Source organism: Micromonospora sp. NBC_00860, assembly GCF_045207375.1.
Classification (GTDB): Bacteria; Actinomycetota; Actinomycetes; order Mycobacteriales; family Micromonosporaceae; genus Micromonospora; species Micromonospora vinacea.
On record NZ_CP108825.1, the window covers coordinates 6,837,135 to 6,856,410 of the forward strand.

A 19,276-nucleotide genomic window follows, 5' to 3' on the forward strand; every position below is an offset into this window, starting at 1 on the left:
CAGTTGAGTCGAGACGACGATAAGTAGGGATTGAAGTGGCCGCCGCAGACGCGCTCGCCAAGGTACGCAACATCGGCATCATGGCGCACATCGATGCTGGTAAGACCACGACCACCGAGCGAATCCTGTTCTACACCGGCATCACGTACAAGATCGGTGAGGTCCACGAGGGCGCTGCCGTCATGGACTGGATGGAGCAGGAGCAGGAGCGTGGTATCACCATCACCTCCGCTGCTACCAAGTGTGAGTGGAAAGACCACACGATCCAGATCATCGACACGCCTGGTCACGTCGACTTCACGGTCGAGGTCGAGCGGTCGCTGCGGGTCCTGGATGGTGCGGTCGCGGTTTACGACGGTGTCGCCGGCGTGGAGCCGCAGACGGAGAACGTCTGGCGGCAGGCCGACAAGTACAACGTCCCGCGCATGTGCTTCGTCAACAAGCTCGACCGGACCGGCGCCGACTTCTTCCGCTGCGTGCAGATGATGATCGACCGGCTGAACGCCACCCCGCTGGTGCTCCAGATCCCGATCGGGCTCGAGGGCGACCACATCGGTGTCGTTGACCTGATCGGCATGCGCGCCCTCACCTGGCGCGGGGAGACCCAGAAGGGTGAGGACTACGCGGTCGAGGAGATCCCGGCCGACCTGGCCGACTCCGCTGCCGAGTGGCGCGAGAAGCTGATGGAGACCCTCGCCGACGTCGACGACTCGGTGATGGAGAAGTACCTGGAAGGCGAAGAGGTCTCCGTCGAGGAGATCAAGGCCGCCATCCGGCGTGCCACCATCGCCGGCAAGGCCAACCCGGTGCTGTGCGGCTCGGCGTTCAAGAACAAGGGCGTCCAGCCCATGCTCGACGCCGTTGTCGACTTCCTGCCGTCGCCGCTGGACGTTCCGGCGATCGAGGGTACGGCCACCGACGGCGAGACCCCGCTGCTGCGTAAGCCGTCCAACTCGGAGCCCTTCTCCGGCCTGGCCTTCAAGATCCAGACCGACAAGCACCTGGGCAAGCTCACCTACGTGCGGGTCTACTCCGGCACGCTCGATTCCGGTTCTCAGGTGGTCAACTCCACCAAGGACCGCAAGGAGCGGATCGGCAAGATCTACCAGATGCACGCCAACAAGCGGGAAGAGCGTCCGTCGGCGCAGGCCGGCGACATCATCGCCGTGCAGGGTCTCAAGCAGACCACCACCGGCGACACTCTCTCCGACCCGGCGAACCCGGTCATCCTGGAGTCGATGACGTTCCCGGAGCCGGTCATCTCGGTGGCGATCGAGCCGAAGACCAAGTCCGACCAGGAGAAGCTGGGTACTGCCATCCAGCGCCTGGCCGAGGAGGACCCGACCTTCCGCGTCCAGCTGGACGAGGAGACCGGTCAGACGGTCATCTCCGGCATGGGTGAGCTGCACCTGGACATCCTGGTCGACCGGATGCGCCGCGAGTTCAACGTCGAGGCCAACGTCGGCAAGCCGCAGGTGGCGTACCGCGAGACCATCCGCCGCAAGGTGGACAAGGTCGAGTACACCCACAAGAAGCAGACCGGTGGTTCCGGCCAGTACGCCCGCGTGATCGTGAGCGTCGAGCCGCTTCCGCTGGACAACGACTCGCCGACCTACGAGTTCGCCAACGCCGTCAGCGGCGGCCGCATCCCCCGGGAGTTCATCCCCTCGGTGGACGCCGGTGCGCAGGACGCGCTGCAGTACGGCATCCTGGCGGGCTTCCCGCTGGTCGGCGTCAAGCTGACCCTGCTGGACGGCCAGTACCACGAGGTCGACTCGTCGGAAATGGCATTCAAGATCGCCGGCTCGATGGTGATGAAGGACGCGGCCCGCAAGGCCGACCCTGCGTTGCTCGAGCCGATGATGGCCGTTGAAGTCACCACTCCTGAGGAGAACATGGGTGACGTCATCGGTGACCTCAACTCCCGCCGCGGCATCATCCAGGCGATGGAGGAGCGCAGCGGCGCCCGCATCGTCCGGGCCCTGGTGCCGTTGTCGGAGATGTTCGGCTACGTCGGCGACCTGCGGTCGAAGACCCAGGGCCGGGCTAGCTACAGCATGCAGTTCGACTCCTACGCCGAGGTTCCGCAGAGCGTCGCGAAGGAGATCATCGCCAAGGCAACGGGCGAGTAAAGCCCTGAGCTGGTGATTCGTGGTTGGTCGCGGGAGGGTTCACCCGCCCGCGGCCACCACGATCGGATCGCGTGAGACCGGGCCTGTAGGCTTCATCGCCGCAGAACCCACAAAGGCTCTCCGGCCGTCAGGCCGGAAAGGCTGTCGACAGAGTCCTAAGCGCCGACCGGCGCGCCGGGCGTACGAACCAAGAAGTCCACAGGAGGACACCAGTGGCGAAGGCTAAGTTCGAGCGGACTAAGCCGCACGTCAACATCGGCACCATTGGTCACATCGACCACGGTAAGACGACGCTGACGGCGGCCATCACCAAGGTCCTGCACGACCAGTACCCGGACCTGAACCCCTACACGCCGTTCGACGAGATCGACAAGGCGCCGGAGGAGAAGGCCCGCGGCATCACGATCTCGATCGCGCACGTCGAGTACCAGACCGAGTCGCGGCACTACGCGCACGTCGACTGCCCTGGTCACGCCGACTACATCAAGAACATGATCACCGGTGCCGCGCAGATGGACGGCGCGATCCTGGTGGTCGCGGCGACCGACGGCCCGATGCCGCAGACCCGCGAGCACGTGCTGCTGGCCCGTCAGGTCGGTGTGCCGTACATCGTCGTGGCGCTCAACAAGAGCGACATGGTCGATGACGAGGAGCTCCTGGAGCTCGTCGAGCTCGAGGTCCGTGAGCTGCTCTCCTCGCAGGAGTACCCGGGTGACGACCTGCCGGTCGTTCGGGTCTCGGCGCTGAAGGCCCTCGAGGGTGACCCCGAGTGGACCGGCAAGCTGCTGGACCTGATGACGGCTGTCGACACCTCGATCCCGCAGCCGGAGCGCGAGGTTGACAAGCCGTTCCTGATGCCGGTTGAGGACGTCTTCACGATCACCGGTCGTGGCACCGTCGTCACCGGTCGCGTGGAGCGCGGCGTTCTCCTGCCGAACGAGGATGTTGAGCTCGTCGGTATCAAGGAGAAGAGCTTCAAGACCAAGGTCACCGCGATCGAGATGTTCCGGAAGACCCTGGACGACGCCCGCGCAGGCGAGAACGTCGGCCTGCTGCTGCGTGGTACCAAGCGCGACGAGGTCGAGCGCGGCATGGTCGTCGTGAAGCCGGGCTCGAACACCCCGCACACGGAGTTCGAGGCGACGGTCTACATCCTCTCCAAGGAGGAGGGCGGCCGGCACACCCCGTTCTTCCAGAACTACCGTCCGCAGTTCTACTTCCGGACCACGGACGTCACCGGTGTCGTCACCCTCCCCGAGGGCACCGAGATGGTCATGCCGGGTGACAACACCTCCATGTCGGTGAAGCTGATCCAGCCCATCGCCATGGAGGAGAACCTCAAGTTCGCGATCCGCGAGGGTGGCCGCACCGTCGGCGCCGGGTTCGTCACCAAGATCAACAAGTGAGCTAGGTAACCCCGATTAGACCCGCCGCCGGTCGTGCGGCATACTAGTCAGGTTGCGTAACGACAGTTCGTCGCCTGTGTTCGGCTTTCGCTGAACCTCCGGGTGGCGAGGCAGTCGAGCGTAGGGTGGTTGGCGGCCCAGTCGCCAACCACCCTCGCACGGCGTTCAGGTCGCGGTAATGCGATCGGCGCCTTGACCCACCGCGCGGTCAGCACCACTCCGGAACCACGGGGCGGAGCCCGGCCCGAGGGCGCGACACGCCCGACCGCGGGGGTCGGCGAAGTGGGCCTGTGCCAGCCGGTACAGGCGCCCGCAACACAGCGGCATCGAGAGAAGGAACAGAAGCCACCATGGCGGGACAGAAGATCCGCATCCGGCTCAAGGCCTATGACCACGAGGTCGTCGACTCCTCGGCTCGGAAGATCGTCGAGACGGTGACGCGCACCGGGGCGCAGGTCGCGGGCCCGGTGCCGCTGCCCACGGAGATCAACCGTTTCTGCGTTATCCGCTCGCCGCACAAGTACAAGGACTCGCGCGAGCACTTCGAGATGCGCACGCACAAGCGGCTGATCGACATCATCGACCCGACCCCGAAGACGGTCGACTCGCTCATGCGCCTCGACCTGCCGGCTGGCGTCGACATCGAGATCAAGCTGTAGGGACCGGACAAATGGACAGGCAAGTCAAGGGGATCCTGGGCGCCAAGCTCGGCATGACCCAGGTCTGGGACAACAACCGTGTTGTTCCCGTGACCGTGGTCGAGGCCGGCCCGTGCGTCATCAGCCAGGTTCGTAGCGCCGAGAAGGACGGTTACTCAGCGGTCCAGCTGGCATACGGCACCATCGACCCGCGCAAGGTCAAGAAGCCGATCAGCGGGCACTACGCCAAGGCGGACGTGGCGCCGCGCCGGCACATCGTCGAGCTGCGCACCACGGACGCTGGGGAATACTCGCTCGGCCAGGAAGTCACTGTCGAGGAGTTCCCGGCCGGCGTCACCATCGACGTCACCGGCAAGACCAAGGGCAAGGGCTACGCCGGCCCGATGAAGCGGCACGGCTTCCACGGTCTGCGCGCCAGCCACGGTGTCGAGCGCAAGCACCGCTCGCCCGGCTCCATCGGCGCCTGCGCCACTCCGGGTCGTGTCTTCAAGGGCACCCGGATGGCCGGCCGGATGGGTGGCGTGCGGTACACCGTGCAGAACCTCACCGTCCAGGCGGTCGACACCGAGAACAACCTGCTGCTCGTCCGGGGTGCCATCCCTGGTCCGAAGGGCGCGCTCGTTCTGGTCCGTACCGCGGCCAAGAGCAAGGTGAAGAAGGGCGGTGCGGCCAAGTGACCACCGTTGACGTGCGCACCGTCGAAGGCACCACCAGCGGCTCGGTCGAGCTGCCGGAGGACATCTTCGACGTGCAGGCCAACGTCGCGCTGATGCACCAGGTCGTGGTGGCCCAGCTCGCGGCGGCCCGACAGGGCACGCACAAGGCCAAGACCCGCGGCGAGGTCGCCGGTGGCGGCAAGAAGCCGTACAAGCAGAAGGGCACCGGTCGCGCCCGGCAGGGCTCGATCCGCGCGCCGCAGTTCGCCGGCGGTGGCGTCGTGCACGGTCCCGTGCCGCGCGACTACAGCCAGCGGACCCCGAAGAAGATGAAGGCCGCCGCTCTGCGCGGTGCCCTCTCCGACCGGGCCCGCGCCGGGCAGGTGCACGTCGTCGAGGCGTTCGTCTCGGGCGAGAAGCCGTCGACCAAGGCGGCCCTGGCCACGCTGACCAAGCTCACCGAGGCCCGTCGGGTCCTGGTCGTGCTGAGCAGCACCGACGAGCTGAACTGGGTGTCGCTGCGCAACGAGCCGCGGGTGCACCTGATCGAGTCCGGCCAGCTGAACACGTACGACGTGCTGGTGGCCGACGACGTGGTCTTCACCAAGGACGCCCTGGACGAGTTCCTGGGCGTGCCCGCCGAGACCACCGAGGAGGGTGGCAAGTGAGCACGATCGCCGACCCGCGCGACATCATCGTGGCGCCGGTCGTCTCGGAGAAGAGCTACAGCGAGCTGAACCGGAACTGGTACACCTTCCTGGTGCACCCGGACGCGAACAAGACCGAGATCAAGATCGCTATCCAGCAGATCTTCAACGTCCGCGTCCTGACGGTCAACACGCTCAACCGCCAGGGTAAGCGCAAGCGCACCAAGACCGGCTTCGGTCAGCGCAAGGCGACCAAGCGGGCGATCGTGAAGCTGGCTGACGGTGACCGCATCGAGGCCTTCGGCGGCCCGGTCAGCTGAGGGGTGTAGACAATGGCTATCCGTAAGTACAAGCCGACGACGCCGGGCCGACGTGGCTCGAGTGTCGCTGACTTCGCCGAGATCACCCGGTCCACGCCGGAAAAGTCGCTGCTGGCTCCGTTGCCGAAGAAGGGCGGGCGTAACGCCCACGGCCGGATCACCACGCGGCACCACGGTGGCGGTCACAAGCGCCAGTACCGTCTGATCGACTTCAAGCGGGTCGACAAGGACGGCGTGCCGGCGAAGGTCGCTCACATCGAGTACGACCCGAACCGCACGGCGCGTATCGCGCTGCTGCACTACGCCGACGGCGAGAAGCGGTACATCATCGCGCCGAAGGACATGAAGCAGGGCGACCGCGTCGAGTCCGGCCCGGGCGCCGACATCAAGCCGGGTAACAACCTGCCGCTGCGCAACATCCCGGTCGGTACCACGATCCACAACGTGGAGCTGCGTCCGGGTGGCGGGGCCAAGCTGGCCCGTTCCGCCGGCGTCGGCATCCAGCTGCTCGGCCGCGAGGGCGCGTACGCGACCCTGCGTATGCCGTCCGGTGAGATCCGGCGGGTGGACGTGCGCTGCCGCGCCAGCATCGGCGAGATCGGCAACGCCGACCAGTCGAACATCAACTGGGGTAAGGCCGGCCGGATGCGGTGGAAGGGCAAGCGCCCGACCGTCCGTGGTGTCGCCATGAACCCGGTCGACCACCCGCACGGTGGTGGTGAGGGTAAGACCTCCGGTGGTCGCCACCCGGTCAACCCGCAGGGTAAGCCCGAGGGCCGCACCCGCCGTAAGGGCCAGCCGAGTGACCGGCTGATCGTCCGCCGCCGCTACGCCACGCGTAAGCGCGGCTGAGGGAGATAAGACATGCCTCGCAGCCTGAAGAAGGGCCCGTTCGTAGACGACCACCTGCTCAAGAAGGTGGAAGTTCAGAACGACAAGGGCTCCAAGAACGTGATCAAGACCTGGTCGCGGCGCTCGACGATCATCCCCGAGATGCTGGGGCACACGATCGCCGTGCATGACGGACGCAAGCACGTCCCGGTGTTCGTGACCGAGGCGATGGTCGGGCACAAGCTCGGCGAGTTCGCGCTGACCCGCACGTTCAAGGGTCACGAGAAGGACGACCGGAAGAGCCGTCGGCGCTGACGCCGCGGGCATACGGATAGAGGGAACAAGGGGTTACAGCGATGCCAGGAAAGGGCGACGCTCCGGTGCTTCCGGGCGCGCGGGCGGTTGCGCGGCACGTGCGCATCTCGCCGATGAAGGCGCGCCGGGTGGTCAACCTCGTCCGCGGCCTGCCCGCGAAGGAGGCGCTCACGGTGCTGCAGTTCGCGCCGCAGGCTGCGAGCGAGCAGGTGTACAAGGTGCTCGCTAGCGCGATCGCCAACGCGGAGAACAACGAGCGGCTGGACCCCGACGCGCTGCTCGTCAGCGAGGCCTTCGTGGACGAGGGCCCGACGATGAAGCGGTTCCAGCCGCGGGCGCAGGGTCGGGCGTACCGAATCCGCAAGCGCACCTGCCACATCACCGTGGCGGTCGAAGCGGTCGCGCCGGCAGCGCCGAGGAAGGCCGCGGCGAAGAAGGCCGCCCCGGCCACGGAGGCCGCACCGGCCGAAGCGCAGAGCAAGACGGAGGACGCCGAGTAATGGGTCAGAAGGTTCACCCCACTGGGTTCCGGCTCGGCATCTCGACCGACTGGAAGTCCCGCTGGTTCGCGGACAAGCTCTACAAGGACTACATCGGCGAGGATGTCAAGATCCGCCGCATGATGTCCAAGGGCCTCGAGCGTGCCGGGATTTCCAAGGTCGACATCGAGCGCACCCGCGACCGGGTCCGGGTCGACATCCACACCGCCCGGCCGGGCATCGTCATCGGCCGTAAGGGTGCGGAGGCCGACCGGATCCGCGGAGAGCTTGAGAAGCTCACCGGCAAGCAGGTTCAGCTGAACATCATCGAGGTGAAGAACCCCGAGTCGGACGCTCAGCTGGTCGCGCAGGGCGTGGCCGAGCAGCTGTCCAGCCGGGTCAGCTTCCGTCGGGCGATGCGCAAGGCCATGCAGTCGGCGATGAAGAACCCGGTCTGCAAGGGCATCCGGGTTCAGGTTTCGGGTCGCCTCGGCGGCGCCGAGATGAGCCGGACCGAGTTCTACCGTGAGGGCCGGGTTCCGCTGCACACGCTGCGGGCCAACATCGAGTACGGCTTCTTCGAGGCCCGTACCACGTTCGGTCGGATCGGTGTGAAGGTCTGGATCTACAAGGGCGACGCCGTCCCGGGCCGGGAGGCTCCGGCCGAGGCCGGTCCGTCCCGCCCGCGTCGTGGTGAGCGCGGCGACCGTCCCGAGCGTCCGCGCCGTGGCCGGTCGGGTTCGTCCGGCACCACGGCTGGTGGCACCGAGGCCGGTCGGGCTGCTGCGACCACCATCGCGCAGCAGGCCGAGACGCCGAGCGGCGAGCCGGTGGACAGCGCAGCTGTCGCCGCCGCTGCTGCTCCGGCAGAAACGCAGCAGGAGGGCTGACAGATGCTGATGCCGCGCAAGCCCCCGAAGGGCTTCCGCAAGCCGCACCACCCGGACCGCAGTGGCGCGTCCAAGGGTGGTAACCGGGTGGTGTTCGGCGAGTTCGGAATCCAGGCTCTCGAGCCGGCGTACGTGACGAACCGACAGATCGAGTCGGCACGTATCGCGATGACTCGCCACATCAAGCGTGGTGGCAAGGTCTGGATCACGATCTTCCCGGACCAGGCCCTCACCAAGAAGCCTGCCGAGACCCGGATGGGTTCCGGTAAGGGTTCGCCCGAGTGGTGGGTCGCCAACGTCAAGCCGGGGCGGGTTCTCTTCGAGATGTCCTTCCCCAACGAGCAGACCGCGCGAGAGGCCATGCGTCGCGCGATCCACAAGCTCCCGATGAAGTGCCGCATTGTTACGCGCGAAGTGGGTGAATCCTGATGGCAGCGGGCGTTAAGGCGACCGAGCTGCGTGAGCTCTCCGAAGAGGAGCTGGTCACGAAGCTGCGGGAGGCCAAGGCGGAGCTGTTCAACCTCCGCGTGCAGGCCGCAACCGGGCAGCTGGACAACAACCGGCGGTTGCAGGTCATCCGTCGGGAGATCGCCCGGATCTACACGATCATGCGTGAGCGCGAGCTGGGGCTCTCGGCCGCGCCGACTGAGGTGACTGCATCATGACCGAAGAGACCGCCACCGCCGCCGCGCGGTCGCGCCGCAAGGTCCGCGAGGGCCTGGTGATCAGCGACAAGATGGACAAGACCGTCGTTGTCGAGGTCGAGGACCGGGTTCGGCACGCGCTGTACGGCAAGATCATGCGCCGTACGGCCAAGCTGAAGGTGCACGACGAGCAGAACGCCGCTGGCACCGGTGACCGGGTTCTCATCATGGAGACCCGGCCGCTGAGCGCCACCAAGCGTTGGCGGATCGTGGAGATCCTGGAAAAGGCCAAGTAGCGAAGGCTCGAGCTCGCCCGGCGTTGCGTCGGGCGTAGGTTCCGCCAGGCTCCGGCCGCTACGGCGGCCGGAGAACCGGCAGACATAGGAGATAGACGTGATTCAGCAGGAGTCGCGACTGCGCGTCGCCGACAACACGGGTGCTCGGGAGATCCTGTGCATCCGGGTTCTCGGCGGCTCGGGTCGGCGCTACGCGAGCATCGGCGACGTCATCGTGGCCACGGTCAAGGACGCGATCCCGGGTGCCGGTGTGAAGAAGGGCGACGTCGTCAAGGCTGTCGTCGTTCGCACGGCCAAGGAGAGGCGTCGTCCGGACGGCTCGTACATCCGCTTCGACGAGAACGCCGCCGTCATCATCAAGGACGGCGGGGACCCGCGTGGAACCCGTATCTTCGGCCCGGTGGGCCGGGAGCTGCGGGACAAGCGGTTCATGAAGATTATTTCCCTCGCGCCGGAGGTGTTGTGACCGTGAAGGTCAAGAAGGGCGACACGGTCGTCGTCATCGCCGGCAAGGACAAGGGTGCCAAGGGCAAGGTCATTCAGGCCTACCCGCGGCAGGACAAGGTCCTGGTCGAGGGCGTGAACCGGGTCAAGAAGCACACTCGCATCAGCACCACCCAGCGTGGCGCCAAGACCGGCGGCATCGTCACTCAGGAGGCCCCGATCCACGTCTCGAACGTGCAGGTCCTGGACTCCGACGGCAAGCCGACCCGCGTCGGTTACCGGATCGACGACAACGGCCAGAAGGTCCGCATCGCGCGTAGCACCGGTAAGGACCTGTGATGACCACGGCTACCGAAAAGACCCTGCCGCGCCTCAAGGAGCGGTACCGCAACGAGATCGTGGCCCAGCTGCGTGAGCAGCACAGCTACGGCAACCCCATGCAGGTGCCGCGGCTGGTCAAGATCGTCGTCAACATGGGTGTCGGCGAGGCTGCTCGCGACGCCAAGCTGATCGACGGTGCGGTCCGCGACCTCGCCACGATCACCGGCCAGAAGCCGCAGGTGCGGCGGGCGACCAAGTCCATCGCGCAGTTCAAGCTCCGCGAGGGCATGCCGATCGGCGCGAAGGTCACCCTTCGCGGCGACCGGATGTGGGAGTTCATGGACCGGCTGCTCTCCATCGCGCTGCCGCGTATCCGCGACTTCCGCGGCCTGGACGGGCGCAAGCTGGACGGGCACGGCAACTACACGTTCGGTCTGACCGAGCAGTCGGTGTTCCACGAGATCGACCAGGACCGGATCGATCGCCAGCGGGGCATGGACATCACGGTGGTCACGACCGCCACGACCGACGACGAGGGCCGGGCGCTGCTCAAGCTCCTGGGCTTCCCGTTCAAGGAGAACTGAGATGGCCAAGAAGGCGCTGATCATCAAGGCGGCCGCGAAGCCGAAGTTCTCGGTTCGCGCGTACACCCGCTGCCAGCGGTGCGGGCGTCCGAAGGCGGTCTACCGCAAGTTCGGGCTCTGCCGGGTCTGCATCCGGGAGATGGCTCACCGCGGTGAGCTGCCGGGCGTGTCCAAGGCTTCCTGGTAAGGGCGACCGCGTCCCGGCCGTCGGCCGGGAACTCCTGCACCGATTAGGTATTGCTCTTCGCCGTAGGCCCGGGGCTGATGCCCCGGGAACCCCGGCGAGAAAGGCTGACGAAATCCATGACGATGACCGACCCGATCGCAGACATGCTCACGCGTCTGCGTAACGCCAACCAGGCGTACCACGATCAGGTGAAGATGCCCTACTCCAAGATCAAGGCGAACATCGCCGAGGTCCTGAAGGCCGAGGGTTACATCGCCACCTGGTCGGTCGAGGAGCCCGAGGAGGGTGCCGTCGGCAAGCGACTGGTCGTCGAGCTGAAGTACGGCCAGAACCGCGAGCGGAGCCTGGCCGGCATCAAGCGCGTGTCCAAGCCCGGTCTCCGGGTGTACGCCAAGTCGGACGGGCTCCCGCGGGTGCTCGGTGGGCTGGGCGTGGCGATCATTTCGACGTCCCAGGGGCTGCTGACCGACCGGCAGGCCCGCAAGCGGAGTGTTGGCGGGGAAGTCCTCGCCTTCGTCTGGTAACGGGAGACAGGTAGAAATGTCGCGAATTGGACGTAAGTCGATCCCGGTACCAGCCGGCGTCGACATCACGATCGACGGGCAGACCGTCAAGGTCAAGGGCCCCAAGGGCCAGCTTGAGCACACCCTCGCCGAGCCGATCACGATCGAGCGCGCCGAGGGTGGGGAGCTGAGCGTCAACCGGCCGAACGACGAGCGCAAGGCCAAGGAACTCCACGGCCTGAGCCGTACGCTGGTTGCCAACATGATCGTCGGGGTCACCGAGGGCTACCGCAAGAGCCTGGAGATCGCCGGCACCGGTTACCGGGTCACCGCCAAGGGTTCGGACCTCGAGTTCGCGCTCGGGTTCTCGCACCCGGTGGTCGTCCCCGCCCCGGCGGGCATCACCTTCACGGTGGAGCGGCCGACCCTGTTCCACGTGGCTGGCATCGACAAGCAGCAGGTCGGTGAGGTCGCCGCCAACATCCGGAAGATCCGCCCGCCGGAGCCCTACAAGGGCAAGGGCGTCAAGTACCAGGGCGAGGTCATCCGCCGCAAGGCTGGAAAGGCAGGTAAGAAGTGAGCGCCACGCTGCTCAAGCGCCGCCGCGGTGTCGCCGCCAAGCGCGCCGTTGGGCGTGCGCGTCGACACTTCCGCGTCCGCAAGAACGTCAGCGGTACGGCCGAGCGTCCGCGCCTGGTCGTCACCCGCTCGCTGCGGCACATGGTCGCCCAGATCGTCGACGACACCAAGGGTCACACCCTGGCGTCGGCGTCGACCCTGGACGCCTCGCTGCGCGGTGCGGAGGGCGACAAGAGCGCCCTGGCTGGCAAGGTGGGCGCGCTGCTCGCCGAGCGGGCCAAGGCCGCCGGCGTCTCCAAGGTCGTCTTCGACCGCGGCGGCAACCGGTACGCGGGGCGAGTCGCCGCGCTTGCCGACGCCGCCCGCGAAGCCGGGCTCGAGTTCTAACAACCCCGTCACGAGAGAGAAGGAAGGCTGCTGATGCCAGGTCAACAGCGCCGTGGCGGCGGGTCCGGTGGCAACGAGGGTGGTCGCCGCGACAACCGCCGTGAGGGCGGCCGCGGAAACGCGCCCGTCGAGAAGACCCCGCACCTTGAGCGGGTCGTCGCGATCAACCGCGTCGCCAAGGTCGTGAAGGGTGGTCGTCGCTTCAGCTTCACCGCCCTGGTGATCGTGGGCGACGGCGACGGCACGGTCGGCGTGGGCTACGGAAAGGCCAAGGAGGTGCCCGCGGCCATCGCCAAGGGTGTCGAGGAGGCCAAGAAGCACTTCTTCAAGGTCCCGCGGATCGGTCAGTCGATCCCGCACCCGGTGACGGGTGAGGACGCCGCTGGTGTGGTGCTGCTCAAGCCGGCCTCGGCCGGTACGGGTGTCATCGCCGGTGGGCCGGTGCGTGCCGTGCTGGAGTGCGCTGGGATCCACGACGTGCTCTCCAAGAGCCTCGGCTCGTCGAACCCGATCAACATCGTGCACGCCACCGTGGCGGCCCTGAAGGGGCTTGAGTCCCCCGAGCAGGTCGCGGCGCGTCGTGGTCTGCCGGTGGAGGACGTCGCGCCGGCCGCCATGCTGGCGTCGCGTGCGGGGGTGGCGCACTGATGGCACGCCTGAAGGTCACCCAGCTCCGGTCCGGTATCGGGACCAAGCACAACCAGCGTGAGTCGCTGCGTTCGCTCGGTCTCAAGCGGATCAACGACGTGGTGGTCAAGGAGGACCGGCCCGAGATCCGCGGCATGATCTTCACTGTGAGCCACCTCGTGAAGGTCGAGGAGGTCGAGTAATGACGATCAAGGTGCATCACCTGCGCCCGGCGCCCGGTTCCAAGACCGCGAAGACCCGTGTGGGTCGCGGTGAGGGTTCCAAGGGCAAGACCGCTGGTCGCGGTACGAAGGGCTCCAAGGCCCGCAAGAACATCTCGGCGGCGTTCGAGGGTGGGCAGATGCCCATCCACATGCGCCTGCCGAAGATGAAGGGCTTCAAGAACAAGTTCAAGGTCGTCTTCCAGGTGGTCAACCTGGACCGACTCGCTGAGCTGTTCCCGAACGGTGGTCAGGTCGGCCCGCTGGAGCTGGTTGAGTCCGGCGCGGTCCGCAAGGGTCACCCGGTCAAGGTCCTCGGCACCGGGGATCTCGGCGGTGTGGCGCTCCAGGTGTCGGCGCACGCGTTCAGTGCGTCGGCCAAGGAGAAGATCGCTGCCGCCGGTGGCTCCGTCACCGAGCTGTAAGGCGTACGACCATGGCGCCCGTCCAGTTGAGAGCAACTGGCGGGCGCCATGGTCTGCCTGGGGCGTGAGCGCCCGGTAATATCGGAATCGATTTATGTAGTCGGGCGCATCTGCCCGGACCGGGGTGAGGCTGTTAGAGTCCCATCCCAGCCATGGATTGCGGGCACTCGCCCGTGATCCACCCCGACCCGCCAGGGATCACCGGCGGCCCGCCTCGCGCAGGAGGAAGAAGTTGCTGTCCGCCTTTCTCAGTGCGTTCCGTACGCCTGACCTGCGCAAGAAGCTGCTGTTCACAGTAGGCATCATCGCGGTCTACCGGCTGGGTGCAACGCTCCCCAGCCCGGGCGTCTCGTACGGCAACGTGCAGAAGTGCCTCGACACCATCCAGGGTGACACCACCGGGGTGGTGAACCTGCTCAACCTCTTCTCCGGCGGAGCGCTGCTACAGCTCTCGGTCTTCGCGCTGGGCATCATGCCCTACATCACCGCGTCGATCATCTTGCAGCTGCTGACCGTCGTGATCCCCCGCCTGGAGCAGCTCCGCAAGGAGGGCCAGGCCGGTCAGGCGAAGATCACCCAGTACACGCGCTACCTGACCCTCGGTCTCGGTGTGCTGCAGGCCTCGGCGTTCGTGGCGCTGGCCCGCTCGGGCCAGCTGTTCCAGAACCGCTGCGACCAGTTCCCGATCATCCCCACCGGCACCGGTATCCCGGACTGGCTGACCCTGGCCATCCTGGTGATGACGATGACCGCCGGCACCGGCATGGTCATGTGGCTCGGTGAGCTGATCACCGACCGCGGCGTCGGCAACGGCATGTCCGTCCTGATCTTCACCTCGATCGCGGCGCGGCTGCCCAGCGAGGGCTGGCAGATCAAGACCAGCAAGGGCTGGGACATGTTCGCCCTGGTCATCGCGCTGGTCCTGGTGGTCATCACCGCTGTCACGTTCATCGAGCAGGCGCAGCGCCGGATCCCGGTGCAGTACGCCAAGCGGATGATCGGCCGACGGATGTACGGCGGCACCTCGACCTACATCCCGCTCAAGGTCAACCAGGCGGGTGTGATCCCGGTCATCTTCGGCTCGTCGCTGCTCTACCTGCCGCAGTTGGCACTGCAGTTCTTCGACCAGACCGACCCGGGCAAGACCCAGTCGTGGATCCAGAACAACCTGGTCAACCCGAGCAGCCCGATCTACATCTCGGTCTACTTCCTGCTGATCATCTTCTTCACGTACTTCTACGTCTCGATCACGTTCAACCCGACCGAGGTCGCGGACAACATGAAGAAGTACGGCGGGTTCGTGCCGGGTATCCGCCCGGGCAAGCCGACGGCCGATTACCTCGACTTCATCCTCAGCCGGATCACCCTGCCGGGCGCGCTCTACCTCGGCGTCATCTCGATCCTGCCGAACTTCTTCTTCATCTGGCTGGACAACCAGCAGTACCAGAACTTCCCGTTCGGCGGCACCGCTGTGCTCATCATGGTCGGCGTCGGTCTGGAGACCGTGAAGCAGATCGAGAGCCAACTCATGCAGCGGAACTACGAAGGGTTCCTGCGGTAGATGAGACTCGTTCTGGTTGGCCCGCCGGGCGCGGGCAAGGGCACACAGGCCGAGTTCATCGCCGCGCACCTCTCGGTGCCGAAGATTTCGACCGGAGACATCTTTCGGTCGAACGTCACCCAGGGCACTCCGCTCGGTGTCGAGGCGAAGCGGTACATGGACGCGGGCGAGCTGGTCCCGGACGAGGTCACCATCAACATGGTCCGGGACCGGCTGGCCGAGCCCGACGCCAGCGAGGGTTTCCTGCTCGACGGCTTCCCGCGGACCACTCCGCAGGCGGCCGCTCTGGACAAGCTCCTCGCCGATCTGGGCACTGCCCTGGATCTGGTCCTGGAGTTGGTCGTGGACGACGACGAGGTGATCCGGCGGCTCTCCGGTCGGCGTACCTGCCGGGGCTGCGGCAAGATCTGGCACGTCGAGTTCGACGCCACCACCCGGCCGGGCATCTGTGACCGGTGCGGCGCCGAGCTGTTCCAGCGCGACGACGACAAGCCGGAGACGATCGCCACGCGGCTCCGCGAATACAGCGAGAAGACCGCACCCCTGGTCGACTACTACGGCGCTCAGGGCAAGCTGGTCGGGATCGACGCCACCGGGCCGGTGGAGGACGTCACCACCCGGGCCATCGACGCGTTGCGGTCGTACGGCGGCTGAGGTCCGGCCGGGCCACGGCGGATAGAGTGCGAACAGCGGGGTACGCGTTATGTGCCCCGCTGTTCGGCAACGAAAGGTAACCGCTCCATGCGTCGTCCCCAGCTGGACATCCAGCTGAAGACCCCTGACCAGATCGAGAAGATGCGGGCCGCCGGGTTGGTGGTGGCCGAGGCGCTGCGCCGGATGCGGGAGGCTGTCGCCCCCGGTGTGAGCACCGCCGATCTGGACGCCATCGCCGAGGCGACCATCCGCGAGGCGGGTGCCGTTCCGTCGTTCAAGGGTTACCACGGTTTTCCGGCGTCGATCTGCTCCTCGGTCAACGAGCAGGTCGTGCACGCCATCCCGTCGCCGAAGCAGGTGCTCCAGGCCGGTGACCTGATCTCCATCGACTGCGGCGCGGTGCTGGACGGGTGGCACGGCGACTCCGCGATCACGGTCGGGGTCGGTGACGTCGACCCGGCGCTGCTGAAGATGGCCGAGGTCGCCGAGGACGCGATGTGGGCCGGCATCGCCGCCGCCGCGCGTGGCGCGGCCAGCGGCAAGGGCCGCCTCACCGACATCTCGCACGCAGTGGAGACCGCTGTCCGCAAGGGCGGCCGGTACGGCATCGTCGACGGCTACGGCGGCCACGGCATCGGCACCGAGATGCACCAGGACCCGCACGTGCTCAACCACGGTCGACCGGGCAAGGGCCCGCGGCTGGTCCCGGGAATGGCGCTGGCCATCGAGCCGATGATCACGATGGCGTCCCCGCGTACGGCCGAGTTGGCCGACGGGTGGACTGTCGTCACCCGGGACGGCTCGGTGGCTGCGCACGTCGAGCACTCGATGGCGCTGCTGCCGGACGGCGTGTGGGTGCTCACCGCCTTCGACGGCGGCCGAGCCCGCCTGGGCGACCTGGTAACGGCACGCCAGCCCGCAGCGACAAAGACCCCCTGACCCCCGCCCCACCCGTTGATCATGAAGTTGTTGCGCTGACACGCCGGCGAGGCCGGCAACAACTTCATGATCGACCGATGTTCGAGGTAGGGCGGGACTGGCGCGGCGGTGGCATGCTTGCCGGCATGGACGGGCGCGACGGGATGCGAGCCGCGGACTCGGACCGTGCGGCGGTGGCCGACCGGTTGCGGGTCGCCCTCGACGAGGGCCGACTGGATCTGCATGAGTACGACGAGCGGTTGCAGCGGGCCTACGCGGCACGCACGTACGCCGACCTGAAGGCCCTACTCACCGACCTGCCGCCGGTGACGCCGGCGCAGCGGTCGGGCCTGGCGCCGACCGCCGGGCCGACGGTGAGCCTGCTGGGTGACCAGCTCGGCCCGGCCTCCAGCAGCGGTGTCACGGCCCGCTGGTTGGCCGACGTGTGGTTCCCGTACCTGCGGGTGATCGCCATCGTGGTGACCATTTGGGCGGTGACGTCGCTGCTCAGCCAGGATCTGCTCTACTTCTGGCCGGCCTGGGTGGCGGGGCCGTGGGGCGCGGTGCTGGTGGTCCGCACGGTCTCCGGCATGGCCGCCAAGGAGCCCCAGCGCCAGGCCATCAAGCGCCAACGCCGCCGAGAGCGCAAGCAGGCCAAACGCGCCATCAAACCGGACGACGCCCCACCAACCCCCTGACCCCACCCTCACCTCGTTGATCATGAAGTCATTGCCACCGATGCCGGCGTGTCCTGACGATAACTTCATGATCAACCGCGCTGGGGGCGGGGTTGTGAGGGCGCCGCGCGGGTTGGTGGGTGGTCGGTTTGGCGGGGGAGTGCAGGCCGGCGTACACTTTCAGATCGGCGCACAGCGTCCACTCCGGCATGCCCACCCTGCGCTTCGGTGGGAGCTGGAGCCGCGGCTGGCGCGGGCTTCTGATTCTGATCAGATTTCCGTGTAAGACGTTGTGGGCCGCCCGGAGCAATCGACGTCAGGACAGCGGAGGACATGCCGAAAAAAGACGGAGCCATTGAGATCGAGGGTCGGGTCATCGAGCCCCTGCCGAACGCCATGTTCCGGGTGGAGCTCGCGAACGGCCACAAGGTGTTGGCTCACATCAGCGGCAAGATGCGGCAGCACTACATCCGCATCCTTCCGGAGGACCGGGTCGTCGTCGAACTCTCGCCGTACGACCTGACCCGCGGGCGCATCGTCTACCGCTACAAGTAGTCCTGACGACGGCCGGGAAGTCCCGTGTCCGTCTTCGACGTCCGGTGTCGCGCAGAGCGCGTCCCCGGGCCAGATGGGAAGTAAGGCAACCGTGAAGGTCAAGCCGAGCGTCAAGAGGATCTGCAACAAGTGCCGGGTTATCCGCCGGCACGGCCGGGTCATGGTCATCTGCAGCGACCCGCGCCACAAGCAGCGCCAGGGCTGACTCAGCCCGTCCGGCCGGAACACGGCCGGGTGGCGTTGGTCCGGGCAGATCCCCAGCGACACACACATCACACATGCTCGTCCCAGCCGCGAGCGGTACGCCAGACGTACCTCTGCGTGGCTGACCCCCGGTCGGAGGCCGGGGCCCGCTCGGGCAGCGACCGATCCCGGTCGCCGGCGCTCACCGCGTCGGAAGGACGGGACGGCCGGTAGCGGGGTGGGACGGGTCCACACCTCCGCCACACATCACGAGGAGTACGCCCGCACATGGCACGTCTAGTCGGCGTGGATCTCCCCCGCGAAAAGCGGTTGGAGATCGCGCTCACCTACATCTTCGGGGTCGGTCGCACCCGCGCCCTGGAGACACTCGCCGCCACCGGCATCTCGCCGGACAAGCGCGCTCGGGACCTCACGGACGAGGAGCTCGTGCAGCTCCGCGACCACATCGAGGGCAACTACAAGGTTGAAGGCGACCTGCGCCGCGAGGTCGCCGCTGACATCCGCCGCAAGGTTGAGATCGGCTGCTACGCCGGCATCCGGCACCGCCGGGGCCTGCCCGTGCGTGGCCAGCGGACCAAGACCAATGCACGGACCCGCAAGGGCCCGAAGCGGACCGTCGCCGGCAAGAAGAAGCCCGGCAAGAAGTAGATTTTGACCGGAATTCGGGTCGATGTCGGGTCCAGGAAGACCGGCCCGCCCGGCCCGATCCGGAAAGTCAACTAGGAGCGCACAGACTTATGCCACCGAAGGCTCGTGCCGGAGCCGCTGTAAAGAAGGTCCGGCGCAAGGAACGCAAGAACGTCGCCCACGGGCAGGCGCACATCAAGAGCACGTTCAACAACACCATCGTGTCCATCACGGACCCGACCGGTGCGGTCATCTCCTGGGCCTCCGCCGGCCAGGTCGGCTTCAAGGGCTCCCGCAAGTCGACTCCGTTCGCCGCGCAGCTGGCCGCCGAGGCTGCCGCGCGTCGCGCCATGGAGCACGGCATGCGCAAGGTCGACGTGTTCGTCAAGGGCCCCGGCTCCGGCCGGGAGACCGCCATCCGTTCGCTGCAGGCAGTGGGCCTCGAGGTCGGGCAGATCGCCGACGTCACCCCGCAGCCGCACAACGGGTGCCGTCCGCCGAAGCGTCGCCGGGTCTGAGAGGTAGAG

31 protein-coding genes are annotated in these 19,276 nt (G+C 67.1%); all 31 read left to right on the top strand.

Annotation, left to right across the window (positions count from 1 at the left end; translation table 11 throughout):
- The first annotated feature begins 35 nt into the window (after positions 1-35).
- The 31 genes from fusA to rpsK all read left to right on the top strand — a co-directional run bounded on the left by fusA (position 36) and on the right by rpsK (position 19,267).
- Entirely contained in the window at positions 36-2,132 is a 2,097-nt protein-coding gene (gene fusA / locus OH804_RS31640; RefSeq protein WP_196919810.1) for an elongation factor G, read from the top strand.
- Between the two features lie 212 nt (positions 2,133-2,344).
- A complete protein-coding gene (gene tuf, locus OH804_RS31645; protein ID WP_030489585.1) occupies positions 2,345-3,538 on the top strand; it encodes an elongation factor Tu in 1,194 nt (397 codons plus the stop codon).
- 350 nt (positions 3,539-3,888) lie between these two features.
- Positions 3,889-4,197: a 30S ribosomal protein S10 gene (gene rpsJ, locus OH804_RS31650; protein ID WP_007073037.1), complete on the top strand. Its 309-nt coding sequence runs from the start codon at positions 3,889-3,891 to the stop codon at positions 4,195-4,197.
- Between the two features lie 11 nt (positions 4,198-4,208).
- A complete protein-coding gene (rplC, locus tag OH804_RS31655) occupies positions 4,209-4,874 on the top strand; it encodes a 50S ribosomal protein L3 (RefSeq protein WP_030329888.1) in 666 nt (221 codons plus the stop codon).
- The gene (gene rplD, locus OH804_RS31660) at positions 4,871-5,521 is read left to right on the top strand and encodes a 50S ribosomal protein L4 (protein ID WP_030489587.1); all 651 of its coding nucleotides are present in this window, start codon (positions 4,871-4,873) and stop codon (positions 5,519-5,521) included. Before rplC ends, rplD begins: the two co-directional genes overlap by 4 nt.
- On the top strand, positions 5,518-5,820 hold the full coding sequence (gene rplW, locus OH804_RS31665; protein WP_007465304.1) for a 50S ribosomal protein L23: 303 nt from the start codon (positions 5,518-5,520) through the stop codon (positions 5,818-5,820). Before rplD ends, rplW begins: the two co-directional genes overlap by 4 nt.
- A gap of 12 nt (positions 5,821-5,832) precedes the next feature.
- Positions 5,833-6,672: a 50S ribosomal protein L2 gene (rplB, locus tag OH804_RS31670; protein ID WP_030329891.1), complete on the top strand. Its 840-nt coding sequence runs from the start codon at positions 5,833-5,835 to the stop codon at positions 6,670-6,672.
- A 12-nt stretch (positions 6,673-6,684) separates the two neighbouring features.
- Positions 6,685-6,966, top strand: coding sequence for a 30S ribosomal protein S19 (gene rpsS / locus OH804_RS31675; RefSeq protein ID WP_007465299.1), 282 nt, complete (start codon positions 6,685-6,687; stop codon positions 6,964-6,966).
- Positions 6,967-7,007: 41 nt separating this feature from the next.
- On the top strand, positions 7,008-7,466 hold the full coding sequence (gene rplV / locus OH804_RS31680; RefSeq protein WP_007465297.1) for a 50S ribosomal protein L22: 459 nt from the start codon (positions 7,008-7,010) through the stop codon (positions 7,464-7,466).
- Positions 7,466-8,335 carry a 30S ribosomal protein S3 gene (gene rpsC, locus OH804_RS31685; protein ID WP_007465294.1) on the top strand — a complete coding sequence of 290 codons (870 nt, stop codon included), beginning with the start codon at positions 7,466-7,468 and terminating at the stop codon, positions 8,333-8,335. The genes rplV and rpsC overlap by 1 nt, the downstream gene beginning before the upstream one ends.
- Positions 8,336-8,338: 3 nt before the next feature.
- On the top strand, positions 8,339-8,764 hold the full coding sequence (gene rplP / locus OH804_RS31690; RefSeq protein WP_053653940.1) for a 50S ribosomal protein L16: 426 nt from the start codon (positions 8,339-8,341) through the stop codon (positions 8,762-8,764).
- A complete protein-coding gene (gene rpmC / locus OH804_RS31695) occupies positions 8,764-9,000 on the top strand; it encodes a 50S ribosomal protein L29 (RefSeq protein WP_007465283.1) in 237 nt (78 codons plus the stop codon). The genes rplP and rpmC overlap by 1 nt, the downstream gene beginning before the upstream one ends.
- Positions 8,997-9,275 carry a 30S ribosomal protein S17 gene (rpsQ, locus tag OH804_RS31700; RefSeq protein WP_030489590.1) on the top strand — a complete coding sequence of 93 codons (279 nt, stop codon included), beginning with the start codon at positions 8,997-8,999 and terminating at the stop codon, positions 9,273-9,275. The genes rpmC and rpsQ overlap by 4 nt, the downstream gene beginning before the upstream one ends.
- Before the next feature lie 97 nt (positions 9,276-9,372).
- Entirely contained in the window at positions 9,373-9,741 is a 369-nt protein-coding gene (gene rplN / locus OH804_RS31705) for a 50S ribosomal protein L14 (RefSeq protein WP_007465279.1), read from the top strand.
- Positions 9,738-10,058 (top strand): 50S ribosomal protein L24, encoded by a 321-nt coding sequence (rplX, locus tag OH804_RS31710; protein WP_172899047.1) that lies wholly within the window; start codon positions 9,738-9,740, stop codon positions 10,056-10,058. Before rplN ends, rplX begins: the two co-directional genes overlap by 4 nt.
- Positions 10,058-10,624 (top strand): 50S ribosomal protein L5, encoded by a 567-nt coding sequence (gene rplE / locus OH804_RS31715; protein ID WP_196919809.1) that lies wholly within the window; start codon positions 10,058-10,060, stop codon positions 10,622-10,624. The genes rplX and rplE overlap by 1 nt, the downstream gene beginning before the upstream one ends.
- A gap of 1 nt (position 10,625) precedes the next feature.
- Positions 10,626-10,811, top strand: a complete 186-nt coding sequence (locus OH804_RS31720; RefSeq protein WP_007465272.1) for a type Z 30S ribosomal protein S14 — start codon at positions 10,626-10,628, stop codon at positions 10,809-10,811.
- A 116-nt stretch (positions 10,812-10,927) separates the two neighbouring features.
- On the top strand, positions 10,928-11,335 hold the full coding sequence (gene rpsH, locus OH804_RS31725; protein ID WP_007465270.1) for a 30S ribosomal protein S8: 408 nt from the start codon (positions 10,928-10,930) through the stop codon (positions 11,333-11,335).
- 16 nt (positions 11,336-11,351) lie between these two features.
- Positions 11,352-11,894: a 50S ribosomal protein L6 gene (gene rplF / locus OH804_RS31730; RefSeq protein ID WP_196919808.1), complete on the top strand. Its 543-nt coding sequence runs from the start codon at positions 11,352-11,354 to the stop codon at positions 11,892-11,894.
- On the top strand, positions 11,891-12,280 hold the full coding sequence (rplR, locus tag OH804_RS31735; RefSeq protein WP_030329901.1) for a 50S ribosomal protein L18: 390 nt from the start codon (positions 11,891-11,893) through the stop codon (positions 12,278-12,280). The genes rplF and rplR overlap by 4 nt, the downstream gene beginning before the upstream one ends.
- Positions 12,281-12,313: 33 nt before the next feature.
- Positions 12,314-12,928, top strand: a complete 615-nt coding sequence (gene rpsE / locus OH804_RS31740) for a 30S ribosomal protein S5 (RefSeq protein ID WP_074314587.1) — start codon at positions 12,314-12,316, stop codon at positions 12,926-12,928.
- A complete protein-coding gene (gene rpmD / locus OH804_RS31745) occupies positions 12,928-13,110 on the top strand; it encodes a 50S ribosomal protein L30 (RefSeq protein ID WP_007465262.1) in 183 nt (60 codons plus the stop codon). Before rpsE ends, rpmD begins: the two co-directional genes overlap by 1 nt.
- Positions 13,110-13,553 carry a 50S ribosomal protein L15 gene (rplO, locus tag OH804_RS31750; protein ID WP_030329906.1) on the top strand — a complete coding sequence of 148 codons (444 nt, stop codon included), beginning with the start codon at positions 13,110-13,112 and terminating at the stop codon, positions 13,551-13,553. Before rpmD ends, rplO begins: the two co-directional genes overlap by 1 nt.
- Positions 13,554-13,785: 232 nt before the next feature.
- Positions 13,786-15,114 (top strand): preprotein translocase subunit SecY, encoded by a 1,329-nt coding sequence (secY, locus tag OH804_RS31755; RefSeq protein ID WP_112584818.1) that lies wholly within the window; start codon positions 13,786-13,788, stop codon positions 15,112-15,114.
- A complete protein-coding gene (locus OH804_RS31760) occupies positions 15,115-15,768 on the top strand; it encodes an adenylate kinase (RefSeq protein ID WP_088950228.1) in 654 nt (217 codons plus the stop codon).
- Between the two features lie 87 nt (positions 15,769-15,855).
- Positions 15,856-16,707, top strand: a complete 852-nt coding sequence (map, locus tag OH804_RS31765) for a type I methionyl aminopeptidase (RefSeq protein WP_196919807.1) — start codon at positions 15,856-15,858, stop codon at positions 16,705-16,707.
- Between the two features lie 125 nt (positions 16,708-16,832).
- Positions 16,833-17,384, top strand: coding sequence for a DUF1707 domain-containing protein (locus tag OH804_RS31770; RefSeq protein WP_406066752.1), 552 nt, complete (start codon positions 16,833-16,835; stop codon positions 17,382-17,384).
- A 312-nt stretch (positions 17,385-17,696) separates the two neighbouring features.
- On the top strand, positions 17,697-17,918 hold the full coding sequence (infA, locus tag OH804_RS31775; RefSeq protein ID WP_007073013.1) for a translation initiation factor IF-1: 222 nt from the start codon (positions 17,697-17,699) through the stop codon (positions 17,916-17,918).
- Between the two features lie 91 nt (positions 17,919-18,009).
- A complete protein-coding gene (gene rpmJ / locus OH804_RS31780; protein WP_043965539.1) occupies positions 18,010-18,123 on the top strand; it encodes a 50S ribosomal protein L36 in 114 nt (37 codons plus the stop codon).
- Between the two features lie 266 nt (positions 18,124-18,389).
- The gene (gene rpsM, locus OH804_RS31785) at positions 18,390-18,770 is read left to right on the top strand and encodes a 30S ribosomal protein S13 (RefSeq protein ID WP_030329917.1); all 381 of its coding nucleotides are present in this window, start codon (positions 18,390-18,392) and stop codon (positions 18,768-18,770) included.
- A gap of 89 nt (positions 18,771-18,859) precedes the next feature.
- The gene (gene rpsK, locus OH804_RS31790; protein WP_030329919.1) at positions 18,860-19,267 is read left to right on the top strand and encodes a 30S ribosomal protein S11; all 408 of its coding nucleotides are present in this window, start codon (positions 18,860-18,862) and stop codon (positions 19,265-19,267) included.
- Positions 19,268-19,276 lie beyond the last annotated feature (9 nt).